Below are 21,496 nucleotides of genomic sequence, written 5' to 3'. Positions count from 1 at the left end.
ACCCTGAGTTATGGCATAGTGCTAATTAAACGAGCAGTCATTATGGCGAGACTTAAGTCCCAGAAATACTAGGCGTTACCAAGAAGTTCATAACTCATGTATAAACGAGCCCGGAGGCAAATAAATGTATTGCCAGTAAGGGAGAAGAGATGAAATAATAGAGAAAGTTGTCGAATTATGTTCCTGCTTCAAGTCAAATATGGGAGGAAAGACCTATGAACAGAATGCAGTATTTCTTCTTATCCCTCATCTTTGTCCTTCTGTTTACCTCAACTGAATCGGTTCTCACTACCTATAAAAAATCGCTTCTGAATGAACTGCAAAGTACGGAGGCTGCGCAATTATCTGCCAAAGCTGTTGCTTTACAGTCTGTCATTAATCGTAATTTCAATTTGATGGTAAGTTTAGAGGCCTATGTCAGCGCCGGCTATTTGAAAGACAAAAGTGATCAAGAGATTCAAGCGTATATTGAAGCGTTATATGCAGGTTCACAAGCGTCTGCCTTTAATGTTGTCATAGCACCACATGGGGTTATGAAGTTCGTTTATCCTTTGAAAGGGAATGAGGATATTATGAATTGGGATCTCCTGCAGGATCCTCGAGAGAATGTTCAGAAGCAAGTCAATCAAGCTCTGCAAACGAAAAAAATGACGACCGACGGTCCTTTTATGCTGCTTCAAGGTGTGCAAGGTTTGGTAGCTCGTAAAGCACTATTTCAAGATGGCGTTTTCTGGGGCTTCGTCTCCGTTGCCATTAACATGGACAAGTTGCTTATTGAAGCAGGGATTGAAGACGATGCTGATGAAGGGCCGCGGATGGCCATTCGTAGTCCAGGCATGCCAGCATTTTACGGGGAAAATAGAATGTTCTTTCAGTCCCCTTTGATCTCAGTGATCGATCTTCAGGATACGAAATGGGAACTAGCAGCTACCCCTCCTGATAGCGCGGTAAAAACGATCAATATTCAAATGCTCATCATCCGCTTTTCCATACTTCTCGTTTTATTTCTTGGCTTATTCTTCATTATCTATATCATTCGACAACGTGATCGGCTCAGTGAAGCTGTGAACGAGAGGACACAAGAGCTGCAGATCGCGAATGAAGATTTGACAGCGGCCAATGAAGAGTTGATTGCGGGTCAGCAGGAACTACAGGAGTCTACGAAGCGGATGCAGGAATCGGAGCAAATGTTGTCCTATATGGCCTACCACGATGTACTGACAGGCATACATAACCGTGCTCATTTTCAGATGATGTTGAAAGAGCAAATTACTTACAATCAGGTGAGGGGGACCTCACTCGTCGTCCTTTTCTTTGATCTTGATAATTTTAAAATGGTCAACGATTCACATGGGCATCATATGGGTGACTATATGCTGCAAAAGGTTGTTCAACGCATCCAGCAATCTCATTTGGTTTTCCATACCTTTGCTAGGTTTGGTGGAGATGAATTTGCGATTTTATTGGAGAATTGCTCTAGCCAGCAGGAAATTCAAGCTTTCTGCGAACAACTTATTGCTGTCTTGAAACCACCTTGTATATTGGCGAATCGTTCTTTCTTTATAAATGCGAGTATTGGCATTGTACAGTATCCATATGGCGGTGAAACGTGGGAAGCGCTGCTGAAAAATGCGGATATTGCGATGTATATGGCTAAAAAAGAAAGTGGCAGCTCCTATAGCTTCTTCAATCAACACATGGAGATGTTGTCAATTTCTAAGTTGGAAATGGAGAATCACCTCCGTCAGTCGATGGATCGAAATGAGCTTGAGATTGTATATCAACCCCAGGTGGATTGCATGAAGGGGGCAATTACAGGCGTTGAAGCACTTTTACGTTGGAATCATACGACGAAAGGCTACATTTCGCCGTCCGATTTTATTCCGGTAGCGGAGGAAATAGGACTTATTGATGTAATTGGTGAATGGGTGCTCCGCGGCGCGTGCAGTCAGATGAAAGCTTGGCATCGTCAAACCACTGAACCGCTGAGGATCTCTGTTAATATATCTGTCAAACAACTGCATGATGAACGCTTTGTGGATAAGGTTATTGCGATTCTAGAAGAGACCGGGCTGGAAGCGCGATATTTGGAGATGGAAATCACGGAAAATGTAGCGATGCAGGATGAACAAATGGGCGTTTTGAATAGGCTTCGCCAATTAGGAATCTCTATCTCCGTGGATGATTTCGGTACGCATTATTCATCCTTAAGCTATCTGAAAAGGTTTCCGGTCACGAAGATTAAACTGGACCAGTCCTTTGTTCGTGGTGTTCAAACCGATGACAAAGATCGCGCCATGATCAAAGCGATCATTTCTGTGGCGAATGCTTTTGGGCTGCAAATGATTGCAGAGGGAGTAGAGACGGAAGAACAGGCGGACTTCTTGGTGGCGAATGGCTGCCATCACATCCAAGGCTATTATTTCTATAAGCCGATGAAACCCGCACAGTTGCAAGCGATTCTGAATGAAGAACTCCATGATAAATTGGCATTCTTAGGAGCAAATTCTGTTCATAATTATGATATATAAATACCAAAGAGGTGCCCCATCACTAGGGCACCTCTTTGGTATATGGAATAAGAAAAAGTCCGCTACAGCGCGACAATTTGCTTCTGTTTATTTTCGAAATAGACCCAATGCTGGAAGCCAATTTCTTTCAAAGTTTTCTGAACTTCTTCCCAATCGTCAGCAACGCGGCTAGGGACATGGGCGTCAGAACCGAAAGTAACCTCAACGCCATAATGCAGCGCACGCTCTAGAATCTCATGTGAGGGGTACCAGCCGCCAACATCTTTCGTTTTGCCTGACGTATTAATCTCAATCGCAACGCCGGATTCTCCGATGATTTTCAAAGTCTCATCGACCTTTGGTGTCGTGATATCTGAAAAGGCAGGGTAGAAGCCTTTCATCGCATCGATATGCCCAAGAATTTGGAACATTCCCGATCGCGCGGACTCAGCAATCAGACGATAATACTCTTCCTTATGCTCAACGTGCTCAGCTTCGTTCAACTTCTTCCATCGGTTGCGATTGAAGATGCTCACACCTCCGGATAGATGAACGGAGCCAATGATGTAATCGAACGGATACTTCGCGTATTCTTGCTTATAAATCTCCACGTGCTCTGGGAAATAATCTGATTCCACACCTAAGAGTACATTAATTTTACCTGCATACGCTTGTTTGAGTTGAAGTACTTCCTCAATATAGCGGGGAAATTCGCTTTTTGCCATGGCGATGGCAGGTTGTGCATGATCTTCCGAGCTTCCAAAGTAGGGGGAGTGATCGGAGATGCCAATTACTTGAAGGCCAGCGGCAATGGCTGCCTCAATATAGTCACGTATGGTATCTTGCGCATGTCCGCATCGCTCATGATGCGTATGTAAGTCGAATTTCACTGAAAGGCCTCCTATTCAGAACCGATAAATTGCGTTTCCGGCATTCCTTTGAGATCGCGAAGAAATTGTTGCATGGCAGAATTCAAGTATCTTCCTGACTTATATACTACGCCTACCGGATGGGTAATATCCAGTTCGTTTACTTTTACCATCTTCAATGAGCCATGTCGAAGTTCATCCGCAACAGACATTTTGGATATGATCGCAACACCTAGATTTAACTCGACCATGCGCTTCACTTCCTCACTGCTTGACAACTCCATGACAATATGAGGCGAGACATCATAGGATTTGAAGATTTGATCGACGAAACGTCGACCCGCAGTTTCTGGGGAAAGCATAATAAACGGAATATTTCTAAGCTTCTCGATAGATAAATGTGTGAAACGACTAAGAGGATGGTGCGTGGAGACGATGAGTTCAAAATTATCATAGTAAAGCACGGAAGTCTCCAAAGCTGGATTCTTCTCAAACAAATACGTGATCCCAATATCGATATGACCGTTTTCCACGGATGTCATGATCTGAGAAGAGGTCATGGAATGAATGGTTGTTTTAATCAGCGGGAATTGATCCTGGAAATAGGAAAGGACCCTCGGCAAGATCTGCATGGCAATGGAAGTCGTTGTGCCAATATGGATATGACCTTGAGGGGTTTGACTCAGATCGGAAAGACGCTGTTTCAGATCACTCGTGATCCGTAATATTTTTTCCGCATGTTCCAAGAAAAGCTTTCCACTATCTGTTAAAGTAACAGGCTGATTACGATCAATGAGAATCGTACCAAATTCATCCTCAAGACTTTTTATTTGCGCGGAAACGGCAGGTTGGGTCAAGTTTAGAATTTCACCAGCTTTACGAAAGCTCATCGTCTTAGAAATCGTGAGCAGGGTTTCTAACTGGTTCATATTCATCAGATTACCTCCTGCAAGTTAGATGTAAGATCAAGGGTACAAATAAAATTTATCGAAATTGTAAAGGACATAAAAACCTTTTCTGACTTTATTATATGATAGGAAGTGCTAACTAGGCAACATGGCGGGATAATTGCGGGTCTCTGAGCGTAAGCTACTGTTGTATAGAAGAGAAGCGGATAACTGAAAATTATCTTTGCAAATTACTCAAATTTGAATATAATAATTTATGTATTTTAAAACAGAACGATTAAGGAGACTCCACGTATGTCTTTATCACGTAAATCAAATCCGACCGTGACAGTTGTAGCTTTGATGCTTGGGCTCTTGCTGGCTTCTCTAGATCAGACGATTGTATCGACTGCGATGCCAACGATTGTATCTAAGCTGGGCGGTTTTAGCCAATTTGTTTGGGTATTCTCGGCTTATCTGATTGCCAATGTGGCGGCAATGCCCATCTTCGGTAAACTTTCGGATATGTATGGGCGCAAATTATTTTTCATTATCGGGATCGTCGTCTTTATGATTGGATCCGCGTTATGTGGGACAGCATCGTCGATGACACAGCTGATCATCTACCGTGCGATCCAAGGTATTGGCGGCGGTGCGTTGATGCCGATTACCTTTGCTATTATTTTTGACATTTTTCCTCCTGAGAAAAGGGGTAAAATGCAGGGCTTATTCGGCGCAGTTTTCGGTTTATCCAGTGTGCTTGGTCCTATTATTGGGGCTTACTTCACAGATCATGTGACGTGGGAATGGATTTTCTTCATCAATTTACCTCTAGGTATTATTTCTCTGATTATGATTATTTTCTCTTATCACGAGTCCGTGGAACATAGTAAGGCTAAAATTGATTGGGGCGGTACGGTTGTATTAACGGCAGCCATCGTTTCACTCATGTTCGCATTGGAGTTTGGCGGGAAAGAGTATGCTTGGGGTTCGATGCAGATTATTGGTTTATTTGCAGGGTTCGTCGTGCTCTTAGCAGGGTTTATTTTTATTGAGAAAAACGCAGCAGAGCCCATTGTGCCATTAGATTTGTTCAAGAATCGGCTATTTACATCTAGCATGGGAGTTAGCTTTGCTTATGGAGCGGTTCTCATTTCGGCCGGGACCTACATTCCCTTGTTTATCCAAGGCGTATTCGAAGGTTCAGCGACATCGGCTGGCTCGACTTTGACTCCTATGATGTTGGGTGTTGTTGTAAGTAGTGCATTAGGTGGTCGCTTCATCGGTAAATTCTCCTATCGGAATGTGCTTCTTGTATCCGTTGCTCTTCTACTGTTGGCGACATCGCTTCTTGGCGGTATCTCCATTGATTCTGAGAGATGGGTTATCACAACCTACATGATTATTCTTGGGCTAGGTATTGGCGCATGTTTTCCAATCACGTCGATGTCTGCACTCCATAAAGTCGATTTCCGTCGCCGGGGTACGGTAACATCCTTAGTAGCTTTCTTCCGTTCCGTTGGTTCTGCCATTGGGGTAGCGATATTCGGAAGCATTCAAGTAAATGCTTTGAAAGACAATATTACGAAATCATTGAATGACCCAGCTATGGCTGAGAAATTCCATGACGCGCGCATGCTGCTTCAACCCGAAGTGAGAGCGAATATCCCCAAAGAGGTATTGCATAAGCTTCTAACCGCATTGGCGGATTCGATTGCCGTAGTTTTCCAAACTACGATTGTTCTAGCTATACTAGGTCTCGCGTTCATTTTATTGATGGGAAATGCTAAACTAGAAGTTGGTAAAGCGCCTGTCAAAGGAGATGTACCAGTAGGACACTAGGAGGTTAACACAAATGTCGATGAAGCTGGTCATTCTCGGACTCTTAATGGAAGCCAATCGGCATACCTATGAGATTCGTCAAACGATGAAAGAACGCGGCATGGCGAATTATATGAAGCTGCAGGACGGTTCACTCTATTATGCCATGGATCAACTGCATAAGGATGGTCATGTAGAAGCACTGGAAGTCGTGCGGGATACGAATCGGCCCGAGAAAACCATATATCAAATCACGGAAGCGGGTTCGCAAAAATTTCAAGAGCTGTTGTCTCATCAATTGCATGAAGAGATCAAACATTATCATCCGCTCTATGTGGCACTGCCATTTACCGTTCATGGTGATCAATCTAAAATTGCAGATATTCTTGAACATAAAATTTTGGAACAGAAAATGATCATGAATAAGATGAAAAGTTTGTACGACGAGCACTTAAACATCGTTCCACGCGTCGTCTTGCATATGATGGTCGGCAGCTATAAACGTGCTTTCACTGAGTTGAAATGGCTGGAAGAGCTGCAACAGGATGCCCGAGACGGTAGATTGCAGGAAAGAAATACGGAGCTCGATGTGGACTGGGATCGGATCGAGTGAAGCGAATTGAAAAAAGCATTACCTTGTTTAACAAGGTAATGCTTTTTTATGTAGTAAATGATCGATTAGTCCGGAATTGCCGAACAAAAATCACTGGCAGCGTCATTGCATCGTAATTAGTCCTTTTTTACCTAACTAAATCGCCCAATACGCGACTCACACACGGAAAATGGGTATTTAGTTCGGCGAATCCGGACTATTTGTACTATTCAAACAGAATTTCTCGTTTTAATTTGGGGAAATCGGACTAACTCAGCTTCAGGTGAGAAGCTAAAGTCATTAACGGTCATTCAGCTGCGCTATGAAATGGGGCAAATCCGTGCAGACCAAGTCCGGCGTCAAACCAGCCGACGCCAGCTGCTCGTGCACATTGTCTGGCGTCGCGACGCCCGTCAAGACAAGGGCAGTGCGGCACCCCGCCATCGCGCCTCCGCGGATGTCGGTGTGCACGTTATCGCCGATGACCCAGACATCGGCGGCAGGCAAACCGAGCCGCTCAATGGCATACGCCATGATGATCGGCGAAGGCTTCCCGATCACCACCGGCTCCACGCCGGAGGCGGCGGTGATCGCAGCGGCCAGGGAGCCAGCCCCTGGCATAAGCCCTCCATCCGACGGAAGCATCCGGTCGGGATTGGTTAAGACATAGGTCGCGCCATGCTTCAGATGGCGGACCGCTTCCGTCAGCTTCCCATAGGTGAAGCTGCGATCAATGCCTTGGACGACGTAATCCGGCGTCGTCTCATCCAACGCGAAGCCGGCTGCGTCCAACGCAATCCGCAGGCCGTCTTCGCCGATCATATGCACGCGCTGGCCAGCGCGCTGCTCGGTCAAGTACTGCGCAGCCGCCTGCGAAGACGTATAGACGGCTGCCGCGGGTACCTCCATGCCGAGCGCTTGTAGATGCTCGGCAACCTGCTCGGGGGTGCGGGACGAATTGTTCGTCACCAAGAGGTAAGGCAATTGCTCCTGCTGGAGCCATTGCAAGAAAGCGGCGGCACCAGGGATAGGCTCGTGCCCTCTATATAGTGTGCCATCTAGATCGATTAGAAATCCGTTCATCCTGTTGCTTCTCCTTTAGATAGGTAAGTTGTTGTCGGCAGTGTGATCTCGACGATCGTACCCTCCGTAAGTTTAGAGCTAATGTTCATGAACCCACCGTGTGCTTCAATGATCCGAAAACAAACCATTAGGCCCAGTCCTGTTCCTTTTTCCTTTGTACTATAGAAAGGTTCTCCAAGCTTGGGAAGACGTTCAGGTGCAATGCCACAGCCCTGATCCACGAAACGAACAAGAATCTGATTGCCCGAACCTTTCAGCTCTGCATGAATGCGCAGACTCCCACCTTGCGACATCGATTCAATCGCATTTTTCATAATATTAATGAAGACCTGCTTGATTTGATTCTCATCACACATGACAGGCGGAAGCCCTGAGTCAACCTCTGCTTCAATTTCGATATTAGAGAGAAGTGCTTGTGGTTGAAGTAACTCTACCGTGCTCATGATGATCGTGTATAACGTGCTAGTAACGAAGTGGGTAGCTTGTGGTTTGGATACAAACAAAAACTCATTCACAATGAATTCTATACGCTGCAGCTCTTTTTGCATAATTTCAATGTAATATTGCTCCTTGGCAGAGCTTGTCTTGAGCAGCTTGAGGAATCCTTTTAACGCGGTCAGCGGATTGCGGATCTCATGTGCAACACCAGCAGCTAACTGTCCAACGGCAGATAGCTTATCCGATTTAATAAGCAATTCCTGCGTCTTCTTCAATTCTGTGATATCACTGAATGTAATGACGGTACCCAGCAGCTGACCACCACTATCTAACATAGGACTGGACATGTACTCTACTGGAAAGCTGGCTCCATCTTTTTTCCAAAACAAATCTTCATTCATGATCGCGCCTTCGCGTTGAAGCATCGTATTTACTGTCGCGTTATCCTCAGGTATGACCAAAGTTCCATCTTCATGAAGCGGCCGAATTAGGTTATGTATGCGTCTACCTAGCATTTCATCCACTTTCCAACCGGTGATGGCTTCCGCGGCTTTGTTCCAGAAAATCGTGCGTCCATTCGTATCAATACCATAAATGCCTTCCGATACCGAATTGAGAATAAGTTGATTTTGCTTATAGAGCTTATCAATTTCTTTCTTCTGTTCTCTGATCTCGGTCAAATCTTTCAGAATAGCATACACCCCAATGATTTGGTTGCCCACCTTAGTAGGAACAAAAGTTACATTAGAAGGGATAGGGAAACCATTTTGATGTAAGAAAGAAGCATCGAAATTTTGGGGCATTCCTTCTGAGGCTACTTGGAAATGGTGCAGCGTTTTGAGTAGATCAGGAGGATGGATCATTGGAAGAAACGAGGCGGATTTGGACGATTCTTCACCCAATCCGAGCAAGCTTTCAAGTCCATGATTCGAAAAAAGGATATCTCCATCCAAGCTAAAGGAAATAATGGAATCAGGATGGTTATCGAATAGTGATTTATATCGTTCAGCACTTTCCGAAATACTCGTTTCACGTCGTTTGAGTAACCGTATTCCTAATAAGATGAGTAACATAAATACGACGAACATACCACTATCGATTGCGATGCTGGCCAAGCGGTTATTTTGAAAAAGGGGAAGATGGTGCAAATAAATTAAATGAATACCGAAGATCGCTATGACGGCTATCAGGTAAATCGTGAATTTTTGGGTACTTGCAGGAGGGGGGTTCATCGTCATTGACTCTCATCTCTCCTTATTGGGATTCTCTTTCTTAGTTTAACAGGAATAGTTATTATTTTGTATAAATTTACCATTGCTTTTGGATTTTAATTATTTGGAAGCATTCGATACTAGGTTTCGACAATTTAAGTATGAAGGTAGAATTGTGGCATGTATCTGAGTAGATGGAACTATTTTTGTTAAATTGACAGTATACTTGTCCTAAAATATTATGTATAATGTTGAAAAAGGTCGTTTTTCTGTGGAACTTATTCACAAATGAGATCGGAGCGGAGCTATGAAGGCTGAGTACATTAATCCCTTTTTGGAGTCGGCTAGAATCGTCATCGAGCAAGTTGCTAACATTCGCCCAACGACAGGACAGCTCGGCATTAAAGACGTCAAATTTGTGGAAAAGTATATCTGGATCCAAATTGGTATGACTGGACAAATGGAAGGCGACGTCGTTTTCGGCTTGGCTGAAGATGTTGCTCTGAAAATGGTTTCTGCCATGATGGGCGGATTCGTCATCACTGAGATGGATGAAATGGGAAAGAGTGCCATTTCTGAATTGGGCAATATGATTAGTGGTAATGCGAGCACGATGCTCTTTAACCAAGGCGTTCGGGTCGACATTACACCACCGAAGTTAGTCCAATCTGCAACGGCAGCAGGATTTGTGCCGAAGAGAGCATTAACCATTCCTTTAATCATGGATGGCATTGGTGAACTAGACATTCAAGTGCTAATTACGTAATATAAGTAGAAACGTTGGAGTACCAGTAGGATGGTAGCTCCATTTTTTTTGCGTGTCGAAGGGAGTGGAATAAGTTGGAAATCAAGAACAAAGTCGTCTTGATTACAGGGGCTTCAAGTGGAATTGGAGCATTGATGGCGCAGCAATTTGCAGCTAAGGGTGCTATTCCTGTGTTGACAGCACGGCGTACGGATATGTTGAAACAAATTGCTTCGAGCTTGCCGGGGAAACACGCTGTCTACGCCATGGATGTTACCCATACAGATGAGGTCAATCAAGTTGTGAGCCGCATCATCGCCGAGTTTGGGCGAATTGATATACTCATTAATAACGCTGGATATGGCATATTTGAATCATTTACGGAAGCGCCACTTGCTCATTTTGAAGAGATGATGGATGTGAATTATTTGGGGCTCGTGCGTTGCACGCAGGCAGTGCTTCCGCACATGTTAAAGGCAGGTAGTGGTCATATTGTCAATGTTGCCTCAATGGCAGGTAAAATTGGTTCAGCCAAATCAACAGCCTATTCGGCAACCAAGCATGCAGTGCTAGGATTCACGAATAGCTTGCGGATGGAACTAGCGAGAACAGGGGTATCCGTGACAGCGATTAATCCAGGTCCGATTGCGACACCATTTTTCGACAAGGCGGATCCGAGCGGTAATTATGTCAAGAACATCGCTTGGTTTATGTTAAAGCCCGACAAAGTAGTCAAAGAGCTCATTCATGCGATCGAGAAAAACATTCCAGAGAAAAACCTGCCTTTTGTAGCGGGTGTTGGGATTAAATTATTTCATCTGTTTCCACGCCTTTTTAACAAACTAGCATCAGGTATCATGAATAAAAAATAAAGCGGCTCCCAGTCACATTGGGGTCGCTTTTTCTCTGCCTTTGCTACGTTTCGGATGAATCAGACTTCGCTGCTTGCTTCGCTTGATTCAGTGCGCGAATTTCTTCGAAAATCTTTCGCATTTCTGCCTTGCCCTCAGGATGAGATTGATTCCAGTGGGAAGCCAATGCGGGGAGTGCCTTGTGAACATGATTGAAGAAAGCCCATATTTTGATTTTCTCGATCATTTCTGGGGAAGTATCACCAGTAATAAGTTCTGCGGTCTTGGCGACCAACGTGTTAAAATCGTTTTCGAAATCAGTAGGCATGTACGTCATCCCTTCGGATGGAAATAGAGTAGTTGGAGCACTTTTAGTTTACCACATAGGAAAGCATAAGTATTCGGAAACCGAAAACGGCTTTCATATTGGCGATAAAACCTACATGTCTTGGGGTCCCCACAAAGTAATCGGAATTTACATCGAAGCTTATCATCACTTTGTGGGGTGGAATAGCGGTCGCTCATCTTTGAGTAGCTTCGATAGAGGTTTTCTCAATAGATGAAGTAGAGGCTGTCAAAATGTCGCGAAGTATTCTGCCTTCTACAAGTAATGCTTCCTCGTGAAGGGGAAAATTTTTCCTGTTATTTTAACGGTAACGATTGTTTACTCCCCCTTTTTAACCTAAAATAAGGTAGATAACCGATGGGTCTTTTTACCTGTAGGCTAGGGGGGATAAAATGAAGTCACTGAGAGAGATATTCAACAGGGACTTTAATACATTAGATAAAGGGTTGCAGGAACAAATTTATAAAGAATTTTACTTGCTCGTTTATCCGATGATTAATTTTATTTTGAGAGATCACGCTGCCGTGGAGGACATTATCCAGGAAGCCTTTCTCCGTGCTGTTCACAAAGCCCCTTTATTAACAGAAATTGATAAATATGAGGGCTGGCTCAAGAGACTTACGCGGAACGTGACTCTCAATCATTTGCGCAAACATAGACGTAACCGTGATGAACTGGAGACAGAGGTATTGTTTTCCTTAAAGGAGTCAGCTCCAACTTCAGATTATTCGGCTGCGCCAGACGTAGAGGTTGAAATGAAAGTCATGAGAGAAGCCGTTATTGCTTATATCAATCAACTTAATCCTTCTTATAGACAGATTATCGCGATGAAATGGATTCATAATTTATCTTATAAAGATATGGCTAGCGAACTTTGTGTGACCGAAGGCGTTGTGCGACAAAGGCTTTTTCGTGCACGGGATGCCATTAAACAGAAGTTTTTGGACGAATGGGGATCAGATCGATAGAGGGCGGCGTCTGCATATTTGTTTGCTGAGGCACTCTAGCATATAATATGGGCATGAGGTTGGAAGAGAAAAGGGGTATATCGTATTGAGCACGAGTTTCGAACAGCTGCAGATTGCACAGACTTATTTAGATAAATTACAAGAATTAGGGATTGGTGAGCCAACACCGATTCAAGCGGAAGGTATTCCGGTTCTCCTGCAAGGGAAAGACGCGATTATTCAATCCCAGACAGGAACGGGTAAAACCCTCGCTTATTTGCTGCCTGCCTTGGAGCGAATTGATCCAACACAGAAACAATTGCAAGTCATGGTTATTGTCCCTACGCGAGAGTTGGGCATGCAGATCATGCAGGAAATTGAGAAATTGACGAGCGGGGGCCCTATTCGTTCGCAATCTTTAATCGGCGGAGCGGCTGTTGCCAGACAGATCGAAAAGCTGCGTCTTCACCCGCATATCGTTGTTGGAACGCCTGGACGATTGTTGGAATTAATGAAAGTTCGCAAGCTTACGCTGCATCATGTGAAAATGGGCATTGTTGATGAAGTTGATCAAGTGTTTGAACTTGGCTCTATGCAGGATGTAGAAGCGGTACTCAAAGGTATGCTTCGCACGAGTCAAATGGTGTTTGTCTCGGCGACAATTCCTCAAAGTACGGAGCAAGCAGCAGGTAGATGGTTGAAGGATCCGGTTATTATCAAAATTAACCCCTCCCAGCGTACGGCTGAAACGTTGGAACATCACTATGTCGTGTGTCAGGAACGTGAAAAGATTGACACCCTCCGAAGACTTGTTCGGATGATTAAACCAACTTCTGCGATTGTCTTCATTAATGTAACTGATGATATTGCACAAGTCGTTGGTAAGCTTCAATATGTCGGGCTTTCTGTTGAAGCTCTATATGGAGAAGCGAGCAAGCAGGATCGTGCCAAAGTCATGGGTAATTTCCGTGAGGGGAAATTCCAATTATTGTTGGCCACTGACGTTGCAGCCAGAGGACTTGATATTGAAGGTGTGACGCACGTATTCCATCTGGATGTGGCGACGAATGCAGAGTATTACCTGCACCGTGTAGGTCGGACAGGCCGGATGGGCCGTGAGGGAACTTCGATTTCTATCGTGACCTCGAGAGAGCTCTTCATCATCGAGAAATTCGAGAAGCAGCTCGGTATTACGATCGAGCCGAAGGCTATGTACGAGGGCCGGTTGGTTGACCCGGCCCAAGACCGCAGTGCGGCTACGATGCGCAGCCGCCGTGAAGCTGCGCGCCCAAGCGCAGCAGCACCTTCGCGCAGCGGCTCCGCCGGCGCGCGTGAGGCTGCCGCGCCTGCGGGCGCGGTGCGTGTAAGTGCCGCGGCGCCAGACGCGCGCGGCCAGCAGGCCGCTGCTCCGGCGAAGCCGGCAGCGCAAGGGAAGACGGCCGCCGCAGGCAAGGCCGTCAGCAAAGCGCAACGCGAGCGCGATCGCAAGAGCAAGGGCGCTCCGCGCTGGCTGAAAGAGAAGCAGCAGAATAAAGAAGAGTAGCGCGCGCTTCCTCGCGAAGCCTACTCATGATCTGCGAGGTGTATTGGCATGCTGAAGAAAGTTACGATCACACTCCTGATGCTGGCTGTCATCGCCGCGGTGATGCTATTCATCATCATTCAGTATGTGAAACCAACAAAGTCGCTAGATCTACAATATAAAGAGATCGCCATAAGCAGCAAAATTGCAGAAATGATCCTCTCCCGAAAGCTGGACGTGCGGCTTTCGGAAGAGGAAGTCAATCAATTGCTCAAAAAGCAGTTAGCCTCGCACAGCACACTGCCGCATAATTTTCGGATGGAAGGTGCAGAGTTGGATCTGCAGGGTGCTAGGGTTGAGGCGGATGTAAACATGAGGTGGCACGATCGGATTCCAATTGGTGCTCACACGACATTCACATTGGCATGGGATCCACCTAACTTGGTCATCCAGCATGTGAATACACAGATCCGGAATTGGCAACTGCCTAGCGAGTGGCTTCAACTAGCTCCGATTGAAATTCCATTGCAATCTTACTTGCCTAAATTAATTGGCATTAAAAATATTGTATTTGAAGATAATGCGATTCTCATTCAACTAAAGCCATTTCAGTAAAAAGAAAGACCCTTCACATCCACTTAAGTGGATGTGAAGGGTCTTTTGCTTTTTGGATTGTTCTCCACCCACTACACCCCGTCTGGCACAATAGCTGTAATTTCTACAGTTAATTTCACTAGTTTAACGGAAATTTAGCAAGTAGATGGATTTTATGCAGTTAATTTACCCCGAAATGGTTAGATTGGTCGTTTTGGCGAAAATCACCTACATATTTTCCATCTAATTGGAAATTAGGGCGAAAACTTCAAAAAATAGCTGTAGTTTATCCAGTTAATTTGCCCCCAACACAGGAGCCTGCCATCTACGTGTATACAGAATAATGCCAAACACAACACACATGCTAATCAGTACAAACCAGATCGAGACACCTACATGGAAATGATCCATGCCCCAACCAACACCAAGTGGCAGGATCGCTCCTCCTAAACCACCAGAGGCAATGAGTGCACTCGTCGTTTGCTCCGTACGCCCAGGCAACAGTTGATTCGCATAAATAAGGGCAACGGCGAACATACCTGACATGAACAATCCAAGCAAGAGGATCACGGCAAAGCTGCTCCAAAGATTCGTGCTAAATACCCATATGATTACGGTGATTAAGCTTAATGCGAACGAGAAAGCTAAGTATTTGAAATAGGTCATCTTCTCAGCTAGTGCACCCGCAAATAAGCGGCCCACAACCATAGTTAACCAATAAGCGGTCACACCGAGTGTAGAGACAGAGCTTGAAGCCTGTAGCTGGTCCTTAAAGATCGACGGTAAGAAATTTACAATCGTATTTTCCATGCCGCAATACAAGAAGAAGACGGTCATAAGTAAGGATAGAAAAATGAACGATTTTTTAGAAAGTACAGGAACTCGATCTGCTTTCTGCGAACGATCCGCTTTATGTGCAAGTAATTCATCATGCTCGCCTAAGGATAGCTTTGACCAAATGATGCCTGTTGCAAGAGCACTTAGTCCGAGCAGCATAAAGGCGAATTTCCATAGCCCATTTGCAATGAGCAGACTGGATACAAGCGGCATGAATAAGGCGCCAAGTCCAAAGAATACCTCAAGCTTACTGAAAGCAACGGCTTGTTGATCTTTGGCAGCCATGAGGACAAAGGTGCTGATACTAGATTCCACAAGTCCGAAGGAGATACCAGCAATGAATGTCAGACCTATGACCATTGGCCAAGGGGGCAGCAACCCTATAGCCAGCATAGCGATAAAAAGTAAACAAAATGCCATTGTAATTGTACTTCGACGACTGATGGTACGAATGAGTGTAGGCATCGCAAGCACACCTAGCATGAAACCTCCAAATTGCAAAAAGACGAGCATGCCGCCACCGCTGTAGCTTCGTCCGTAATGGGCTAGTAGTTCAGGTAACACCGCGCCGAAAATGACGTGCGTGCAGCCTGTTAACAAGTAGGAGAGACAGCCCATAATTAATAATCTTTTCATAATGCTGTGCTTCCTTTACGTTCAGTCGTAAACTTTTCATTATAAGCCAGTACTTGGGCAATCGCTTCGGAAACAGAGTTTACCGTATTCGTGGCAACCTTTTTCACATCAGAATGAGCTGTGTGCATAGCAAAGCTATGCGGAGTAATACCGAACATCGAGACATCATTAAAGGAGTCTCCAATACACGCGATCTCTTCAGGTTTTAATCCCAAGTGGGAAACAAGTGTAAGGAGGGAGCTGCCTTTGGAAACTTGGTGAGGCATGATGTCTAGGCAATCTTTATCAGAGATATAGATGTCCAATTGATCACAGTGTTCTTTTTCTAACATCGTCTTGATCTCAAGCAAAATGTCCACATGCCCGAAAAGTGAGAATTTACAAATCGGAAACGCATCCTTCAGGGATTGTTTCATCTCGTTCTGGACGATAAAAAGTTCGAACATTCTCTTCTGAATCTCGTCCGAAGCGGGACTCAAGTGCTCGATATAATTGGCACTTCCGGAGCATATAAACTTAACTACATCGAAAGATTCGATGAGTTGATACACTCGGTGGGCAATGGAAGGCTCAAATAGCTTCGCTTGCAGAAGCGCACCATCCATCAAATGGATAAAAGCACCATTTTGGGAAACAGAATGAGCTTGATGATTGATATCTTGAAGTACTCGCTGCATCTCCGAATTCATTCTACCAGAGGCCAGACAAAGCGTTATTCCTGCGTCTCTCACTTGTTGTAGAGCTTTCAGCTCCCGTTCCGTGACTTTCTTATGATGGTCAAGCAGCGTGCCGTCCAGATCGCTTACGATTAGTTTAATCATGTTGTTCTTCTCCTCCTGCTAGTACAATTTCAACCTCACTGGCCAGTAAGCGCTCTTTCATTTCCTCGCTCAGCGCTTGATCCGTTACCAGAATATCAATACTTTCAAATCCTACAACACGATGGAACAGACGCTTGCCGAATTTCGAATGATCTGCGAGAACGATCACTTGATCAGCATGCTCCATCATCGCTCTTACTAAATAACAATCTTCCTCATTGGGGGCGGATAGCCCATTTTCGGAAATGCCGCAAGTGCCAATGAAAAGCTTATCGACGTGATACTCGTTTAACATTTCAATCGCCTTAGCCCCGTAGACACTATGTTGCTTATTGTCTAGCACACCACCAAGCATATGAATCGTAATACCATCTTTGCGAGTAAGGATAGCGGCTGTTTGAATGGAACTTGTGATGACAATGTTGTTTTTAGAGGCCAGAGCAGTAGCTGCATGCAGAACAGTTGTTGAAGCATCCATCATTAGATAATCGCCATCTTGAACGAGGGTTGCAGCCGTTTTACCTATCGTCAGTTTCGAAGAGGATTCCTCCTGAAGCCGTTGATCATAATTGCCTACTTCTTTAGAAAGTGTGGGAAGAATTGCACCACCTCGCGTACGAACGATGGATCCTTGCTCCTCTAATTTGACCATATCCCGCCTAGCCGTATCGCGAGAAACTTCATAAAGCTCACAAATCAGATCTACGGAGATACGCTTATTTGATTTTAAGTATTCAAGGATGGACACGAGTCGTTCTTCTTGAAACAAAGATGATAACCTCCTTTACTTAAGTATTTGTAAGTGAATATAAGTGTATTACTTATTGTATACGCATGTTGCTTGGCTTTCAATCCTTTTTTGAAAAGAAAAAACCGTGCTCACTCGTTACTTGAACGAGGACACGGTCATTAATACTCTTATGTCATTTAACGGCTGGTTTTTTACGTGTTTGAACGTAGCTAGGATAAGTGATTTCGCCAGTATCCAGTTTGCGAATTTCCTCTTCATTCCAACCCGTGATCTTGTTGGTTCCTGTTACGCCAGTCAACTTGATTTGATAACGAGTAGCTAAGTACGTTTGGAGCTTCAGCATATCTTCGGGTTTAATTTCGCGAAGTTTCTGTTTGCCATGAAGCTGGCCCAAGATGACGCCGATGGACTCTGCGGCTAAACTCGTGTTTGGCTGAATGCGTGTGCTGCCATATGCAATCGCAGAGGAACCAACATTTTTTCCTGCTGCTATGACATTTTCATAATTTTTCAGTAAAAAGCTGCGAAGCGGCATGCCGTATTTGTCAGGGCGTCCCATCTCAATTCCCCATTTGTTGGCACTCGTACCCTGGAGATCAAGCGGATAACCGCCAATACTGACATTGTCCCAGAACATCGTACCTCCGAGGAGATCAGATGGTTTGAGGGTGTAATCCATTTCGTAGTGATTATATTCTCGGATATAAGGGTAAGTTGGCAGTTCGCCTAGCTCAGCTTTCTCCCAGCCTGGTAATGTTTTACGGAAATGCTGCAAGATCTGAGCAGTTTCCTTATTTCCCAAATAGACTGCTTCTTGCACAGACGCCGGCTTGGCAGGATCCACGGTATAGACTAGCAACGCATTAATGAGGACTTCGCCATCACGTTGATTCACGGCATTCAAACCTCTAAGGAAAACACGATCATTAGAAGGATGATACGCCTTCGTCATGCCGCTAAGCCCAATAGCGAAACTATCACTGACACTTCCACCTCCGAATTGCTTCGATCTTTCCTCTGGCTTTAATGCATTGAAGGTCGTATTGAACTTCTTCCAATCTACGTTTTTAAACTTCATCATCATGCCTGCGCTCATGTACTCAATATCTTTTTGCCCATAGAATTTCTCAAGACCTGGTAGACGTTTAGCGTCCAAGCGACTCATTAATGCGGCAAAATCACTGTTATCTACCCAATAGGAGGCCGTAATTTTCTTAACTTCATTTTTATTGGTTTTATATAGGATGGATGGGATTTTGTGCATAAAATCAGGTGTTTGAATTTGTTCAACCTCTTGAATTGTGATGCCTGACTCAATCGGGATATCTTTACTTAACTTGTCCATATATGTCGTGAATTCAGAAAGTTTTCGAATCTTAGCGTTTCGGAAGCCATCGAATAGTTCTTTAGCACGGCCCTGTACGAGTAAATGTCCTTGTTCATCTCGTGTTTCATCTAGAAACAACATCTGACTTTGAAGGATTTGACCGCCGAAGGCTTGATGGGGATCTAATATTTTCACTTTGAGACCTTCATCCATGGCAGCGCGGGCCAAATAAAGGCCTTCAAGCTCACTACCAATTACAACAACATCTACGTTTTCAGTTGGATATGTGGCAACGCTCGCTATTTTCGTATCTGGACTGGGTACGGCTGAAGGTACTTCGCTCACTTGAGGTGTATCTTGGTGGGTAACAGTTGGAACTACAGCGGTTACGTTGATGCTTCCTTGTTTGAACCAAATCTTGCTGAATGAGAAGGCTGATACAACAATTAGGAGTACAGCCAGAGCAATAGCGAGCTGAACTCGCGGGTTTCGTAAGCGCATACATAAGCTCCTTTAGCGTTAAACTATATGGTCTAAGTTTAGCAGTTTCAGGGTGGATTTAATAGACTTTGAGAATTGATTCTGAAAGATTTACAACCTGCACCCCCAAAAACTGACAAGCATTGGCGAATCCTTGTAGCATAACCAGGAACCCTTCGCGAAGGCTCCATCTTAATCTTATGTATAAACCATAAAATGACTAAGGGAGAGATTTTAAAATGAAAAAAAACCTAATGAAAAAATTCGTAGCTACAGGTCTTGTTCTAACTATGGTTGCTGGTGGCGGAACTGCCGCATTTGCAAATGGAAATAAAAACGATGATCGTGGTAAAGGAAACAATAATAATGGATCTAAAAATAATACGAGCTATACACAAAATGTTATTAATGGAAACGTAACAATTAACATTAATTTTAACGATATGAAAAATTCACAATGGGCAATGCGTTACATTGCAAGTCTAGCGTCCAAGCGTGTATTTGAAGGATATGAAGATGGAAGCTTTAAACCAGAGAAAACAGTAACTCGTATTGAGGCGATTACAGCTGCTGTTCGTTTGATGGGATTGCGTGAGCAAGCAGAGTCTGATGCTGAAAAGCAAACAAAATTGAACTTCAAAGATGCTGACAAAATTCCTGCATGGGCAGTAGGTTATGTTGCAGTAGCTCTTGAGAACGACCTGTTCACAGAGAGTGATGACAGTGTTAAGCCTAATGAAGATGCAAACCGTCTATGGGCAACTACTCTTCTAGTGAAAGCATTGAAATTAGAAGCAGAAGCTAAAGCAAACATGACTAGCACACTTACATTCAAGGATGCTAAGCAAATTCCAGCTGGATCTGTTGGTTATGTGAAAGTAGCGGTTGATAAAGGTTTAATTGACGGTTTTGAAGACAATACTTTCAAACCTAATCAAAGCGTAACACGTGCGCAATTAGCAGCTCTTCTAGATCGTACTAACGAGCAATTACCTGGCCAAGATCAAAACTCAAATTCAGGAACGGTAAACACAGCTGTGTACAACAATGTTCTTTCCCTAACTAAAAATGGTACAACGACTGTGTATAACTTGCACCCAGATGTTTTCGTATTGCGTAATGGTGTCAAGGTTGCCCCTACTGAAATTGCTGTTGGCGATACAGTTAAAGTACGTACCTTCAACAATACAGTAGTATTTGTAGAAGTAACAGGTAATGCACCTGTAAACACTTCATTCGACATCTTGGGTACATTGACTGCAACAACAATTAACGCTCAAGGTAAAATTGCAACAATCACGATCACACAAAATATCAATGGCGTTGATCAATCAACTACATATAATGTGTCTTCGACTTTCGCTTTGACGGGGAACCTAGCTAACTTCTCAGCAGGTCATGTGATTCAGCTTAAAGGCCAAAATCAATCCGTTACTACAATTGACGTTAAATAAAGCTAATAAGTTGCATTCTTACTATAGATATATAAAGAGATGAAAAAGGTTAGATTCTCACAACAAGCTCCTTGCATAAATTCGCAGGGGGCTTGTTGTACATTAAATTGTATAAATTGGAAAGGTTAATGGGAAACTATGCTATATCAGGAGAGGAGATGGTTAGGATGGAAGAAAGTTTAATGGATACGTTCAAGAGGTATTATGCTGATTATCGAGGCGCAGTGGGTGTTGATCAAAGTTTTACGGATGCTTATCAGGCTACGGCCTTCCACGTCATTAATCAGACAGAGCACTATGTGCAGCAGGGTAATCTTCATGAGATTCAGAATCTCATTCGTGAGTTCAAGGAAATTGGTCTTGCGACTTCTCCAAGTAATGATTCATTGAAAGAGCAATTTGAGCAAGAACTTGTGGTGCAAGAGTTGAATCGATATTCTTTTTAAAAAGGTGTTGCATTATCCAAATACCCATGGTATATTACTGGTCCGGCCAAAACGAACTGCAAATTTTATCGAAACTTGTAGAAATAAAGCTTGCATTTGGTTGGATGAATATGCTATATTGTAATTCCTGTTCGTGAGAGCGGATTGGGAAAAGAAAGAAATTGATCTTTGAAAACTGAACAACGAGTGAGTAAGCACAGTCACGAAAGTGACTTTAAATGAGATTAATAATCTCGCTAGCTTCAAATGAGCAAGTCAGCTTTAAATTTGGGCCCCGGAAAAGTAATCGGAATTCTCTTCGGAGGTTAACGTCACTTTTTTGGGTACC

General features: G+C 44.0%; 19 protein-coding genes. 10 read left to right on the top strand and 9 right to left on the bottom strand.

The annotated features are described in order from the left end of the window. Positions 1 to 215 precede the first annotated feature (215 nt). Positions 216 to 2,531 (top strand): bifunctional diguanylate cyclase/phosphodiesterase, encoded by a 2,316-nt coding sequence (locus tag GC096_RS17030; RefSeq protein WP_171631810.1) that lies wholly within the window; start codon positions 216 to 218, stop codon positions 2,529 to 2,531. A gap of 62 nt (positions 2,532 to 2,593) precedes the next feature. Here the strand turns inward: GC096_RS17030 and GC096_RS17025 are convergent, their stop codons facing one another. Both GC096_RS17025 and GC096_RS17020 read right to left on the bottom strand, forming a co-directional pair. Then, on the bottom strand, positions 2,594 to 3,400 hold the full coding sequence (locus GC096_RS17025; RefSeq protein ID WP_171631809.1) for a histidinol-phosphatase: 807 nt from the start codon (positions 3,398 to 3,400) through the stop codon (positions 2,594 to 2,596). Positions 3,401 to 3,411: 11 nt separating this feature from the next. Further along, positions 3,412 to 4,314, bottom strand: a complete 903-nt coding sequence (locus GC096_RS17020; protein WP_056613689.1) for a LysR family transcriptional regulator — start codon at positions 4,312 to 4,314, stop codon at positions 3,412 to 3,414. 267 nt (positions 4,315 to 4,581) lie between these two features. On the opposite strand from GC096_RS17020, the gene GC096_RS17015 reads away from it, so the two are divergent. Both GC096_RS17015 and GC096_RS17010 read left to right on the top strand, forming a co-directional pair. Continuing rightward, positions 4,582 to 6,108, top strand: a complete 1,527-nt coding sequence (locus GC096_RS17015) for an MDR family MFS transporter (protein ID WP_171631807.1) — start codon at positions 4,582 to 4,584, stop codon at positions 6,106 to 6,108. A 13-nt stretch (positions 6,109 to 6,121) separates the two neighbouring features. Then, on the top strand, positions 6,122 to 6,700 hold the full coding sequence (locus GC096_RS17010; RefSeq protein WP_171631806.1) for a PadR family transcriptional regulator: 579 nt from the start codon (positions 6,122 to 6,124) through the stop codon (positions 6,698 to 6,700). A 279-nt stretch (positions 6,701 to 6,979) separates the two neighbouring features. Here the strand turns inward: GC096_RS17010 and GC096_RS17005 are convergent, their stop codons facing one another. Both GC096_RS17005 and GC096_RS17000 read right to left on the bottom strand, forming a co-directional pair. Next, positions 6,980 to 7,762 carry a TIGR01457 family HAD-type hydrolase gene (locus GC096_RS17005; protein ID WP_171631804.1) on the bottom strand — a complete coding sequence of 261 codons (783 nt, stop codon included), beginning with the start codon at positions 7,760 to 7,762 and terminating at the stop codon, positions 6,980 to 6,982. Continuing rightward, positions 7,759 to 9,438 (bottom strand): PAS domain-containing sensor histidine kinase, encoded by a 1,680-nt coding sequence (locus tag GC096_RS17000; protein WP_171631803.1) that lies wholly within the window; start codon positions 9,436 to 9,438, stop codon positions 7,759 to 7,761. The genes GC096_RS17005 and GC096_RS17000 overlap by 4 nt, the downstream gene beginning before the upstream one ends. A 280-nt stretch (positions 9,439 to 9,718) precedes the next feature. On the opposite strand from GC096_RS17000, the gene GC096_RS16995 reads away from it, so the two are divergent. Continuing rightward, complete coding sequence (locus tag GC096_RS16995; RefSeq protein WP_056613703.1) at positions 9,719 to 10,177, top strand: chemotaxis protein CheX; 459 nt, start codon at positions 9,719 to 9,721, stop codon at positions 10,175 to 10,177. 74 nt (positions 10,178 to 10,251) lie between these two features. Further along, the gene (locus GC096_RS16990; RefSeq protein WP_171631801.1) at positions 10,252 to 11,028 is read left to right on the top strand and encodes an SDR family NAD(P)-dependent oxidoreductase; all 777 of its coding nucleotides are present in this window, start codon (positions 10,252 to 10,254) and stop codon (positions 11,026 to 11,028) included. Positions 11,029 to 11,071: 43 nt separating this feature from the next. On the opposite strand, the gene GC096_RS16985 is transcribed toward GC096_RS16990, so the two are convergent. Next, entirely contained in the window at positions 11,072 to 11,335 is a 264-nt protein-coding gene (locus GC096_RS16985; protein WP_056613709.1) for a DUF2573 family protein, read from the bottom strand. Between the two features lie 410 nt (positions 11,336 to 11,745). Here GC096_RS16985 and GC096_RS16980 point away from each other — a divergent pair, with 410 nt between their 5' ends. The 3 genes from GC096_RS16980 (at position 11,746) to GC096_RS16970 (ending at position 14,437) form a co-directional block, all read left to right on the top strand. Continuing rightward, the gene (locus GC096_RS16980) at positions 11,746 to 12,321 is read left to right on the top strand and encodes an RNA polymerase sigma factor (RefSeq protein ID WP_171631800.1); all 576 of its coding nucleotides are present in this window, start codon (positions 11,746 to 11,748) and stop codon (positions 12,319 to 12,321) included. Positions 12,322 to 12,406: 85 nt separating this feature from the next. Further along, entirely contained in the window at positions 12,407 to 13,843 is a 1,437-nt protein-coding gene (locus GC096_RS16975) for a DEAD/DEAH box helicase (RefSeq protein ID WP_171631798.1), read from the top strand. Between the two features lie 48 nt (positions 13,844 to 13,891). Next, the gene (locus GC096_RS16970; RefSeq protein WP_171631797.1) at positions 13,892 to 14,437 is read left to right on the top strand and encodes a hypothetical protein; all 546 of its coding nucleotides are present in this window, start codon (positions 13,892 to 13,894) and stop codon (positions 14,435 to 14,437) included. Positions 14,438 to 14,710: 273 nt separating this feature from the next. Here the strand turns inward: GC096_RS16970 and GC096_RS16965 are convergent, their stop codons facing one another. From GC096_RS16965 to GC096_RS16950, 4 genes are all read right to left on the bottom strand, one after another. Further along, positions 14,711 to 15,889, bottom strand: a complete 1,179-nt coding sequence (locus tag GC096_RS16965) for an MFS transporter (RefSeq protein WP_171631796.1) — start codon at positions 15,887 to 15,889, stop codon at positions 14,711 to 14,713. Beyond that, entirely contained in the window at positions 15,886 to 16,710 is an 825-nt protein-coding gene (locus GC096_RS16960; RefSeq protein WP_171631795.1) for an HAD family hydrolase, read from the bottom strand. Before GC096_RS16960 ends, GC096_RS16965 begins: the two co-directional genes overlap by 4 nt. Next, on the bottom strand, positions 16,703 to 17,479 hold the full coding sequence (locus GC096_RS16955; protein WP_171631794.1) for a DeoR/GlpR family DNA-binding transcription regulator: 777 nt from the start codon (positions 17,477 to 17,479) through the stop codon (positions 16,703 to 16,705). The genes GC096_RS16960 and GC096_RS16955 overlap by 8 nt, the downstream gene beginning before the upstream one ends. A 154-nt stretch (positions 17,480 to 17,633) precedes the next feature. Continuing rightward, entirely contained in the window at positions 17,634 to 19,289 is a 1,656-nt protein-coding gene (locus tag GC096_RS16950; protein ID WP_171631793.1) for an FAD-dependent oxidoreductase, read from the bottom strand. A gap of 218 nt (positions 19,290 to 19,507) precedes the next feature. Between GC096_RS16950 and GC096_RS16945 the strand changes: the two genes are divergently transcribed. Both GC096_RS16945 and GC096_RS16940 read left to right on the top strand, forming a co-directional pair. Next, complete coding sequence (locus tag GC096_RS16945) at positions 19,508 to 20,722, top strand: S-layer homology domain-containing protein (protein WP_171631792.1); 1,215 nt, start codon at positions 19,508 to 19,510, stop codon at positions 20,720 to 20,722. 167 nt (positions 20,723 to 20,889) lie between these two features. Next, entirely contained in the window at positions 20,890 to 21,168 is a 279-nt protein-coding gene (locus GC096_RS16940; RefSeq protein WP_171631790.1) for a hypothetical protein, read from the top strand. Positions 21,169 to 21,496 lie beyond the last annotated feature (328 nt).

It is taken from the genome of Paenibacillus plantarum (assembly GCF_013141695.1).
Taxonomy (GTDB): domain Bacteria; phylum Bacillota; class Bacilli; order Paenibacillales; family NBRC-103111; genus Paenibacillus_E; species Paenibacillus_E plantarum.
The sequence above is the reverse complement of the archived record's forward strand: the minus strand, read 5'-3'. Positions and strand labels throughout refer to the sequence as shown.

Excerpts from the sequence above, each read along its gene's own strand:
- GC096_RS17030 (WP_171631810.1), top strand. The coding sequence starts at position 216 with ATGAACAGAATGCAGTATTTCTTCTTATCCCTCATCTTTGTCCTTCTG.
- GC096_RS17020 (WP_056613689.1), bottom strand. The coding sequence starts at position 4,314 with ATGAATATGAACCAGTTAGAAACCCTGCTCACGATTTCTAAGACGATG.
- GC096_RS17015 (WP_171631807.1), top strand. The coding sequence starts at position 4,582 with ATGTCTTTATCACGTAAATCAAATCCGACCGTGACAGTTGTAGCTTTG.
- GC096_RS17010 (WP_171631806.1), top strand. The coding sequence starts at position 6,122 with ATGTCGATGAAGCTGGTCATTCTCGGACTCTTAATGGAAGCCAATCGG.
- GC096_RS17005 (WP_171631804.1), bottom strand. The coding sequence starts at position 7,762 with ATGAACGGATTTCTAATCGATCTAGATGGCACACTATATAGAGGGCAC.
- GC096_RS17000 (WP_171631803.1), bottom strand. The coding sequence starts at position 9,438 with ATGACGATGAACCCCCCTCCTGCAAGTACCCAAAAATTCACGATTTAC.
- GC096_RS16995 (WP_056613703.1), top strand. The coding sequence starts at position 9,719 with ATGAAGGCTGAGTACATTAATCCCTTTTTGGAGTCGGCTAGAATCGTC.
- GC096_RS16985 (WP_056613709.1), bottom strand. The coding sequence starts at position 11,335 with ATGCCTACTGATTTCGAAAACGATTTTAACACGTTGGTCGCCAAGACC.
- GC096_RS16980 (WP_171631800.1), top strand. The coding sequence starts at position 11,746 with ATGAAGTCACTGAGAGAGATATTCAACAGGGACTTTAATACATTAGAT.
- GC096_RS16970 (WP_171631797.1), top strand. The coding sequence starts at position 13,892 with ATGCTGAAGAAAGTTACGATCACACTCCTGATGCTGGCTGTCATCGCC.
- GC096_RS16965 (WP_171631796.1), bottom strand. The coding sequence starts at position 15,889 with ATGAAAAGATTATTAATTATGGGCTGTCTCTCCTACTTGTTAACAGGC.
- GC096_RS16960 (WP_171631795.1), bottom strand. The coding sequence starts at position 16,710 with ATGATTAAACTAATCGTAAGCGATCTGGACGGCACGCTGCTTGACCAT.
- GC096_RS16950 (WP_171631793.1), bottom strand. The coding sequence starts at position 19,289 with ATGCGCTTACGAAACCCGCGAGTTCAGCTCGCTATTGCTCTGGCTGTA.
- GC096_RS16945 (WP_171631792.1), top strand. The coding sequence starts at position 19,508 with ATGAAAAAAAACCTAATGAAAAAATTCGTAGCTACAGGTCTTGTTCTA.
- GC096_RS16940 (WP_171631790.1), top strand. The coding sequence starts at position 20,890 with ATGGAAGAAAGTTTAATGGATACGTTCAAGAGGTATTATGCTGATTAT.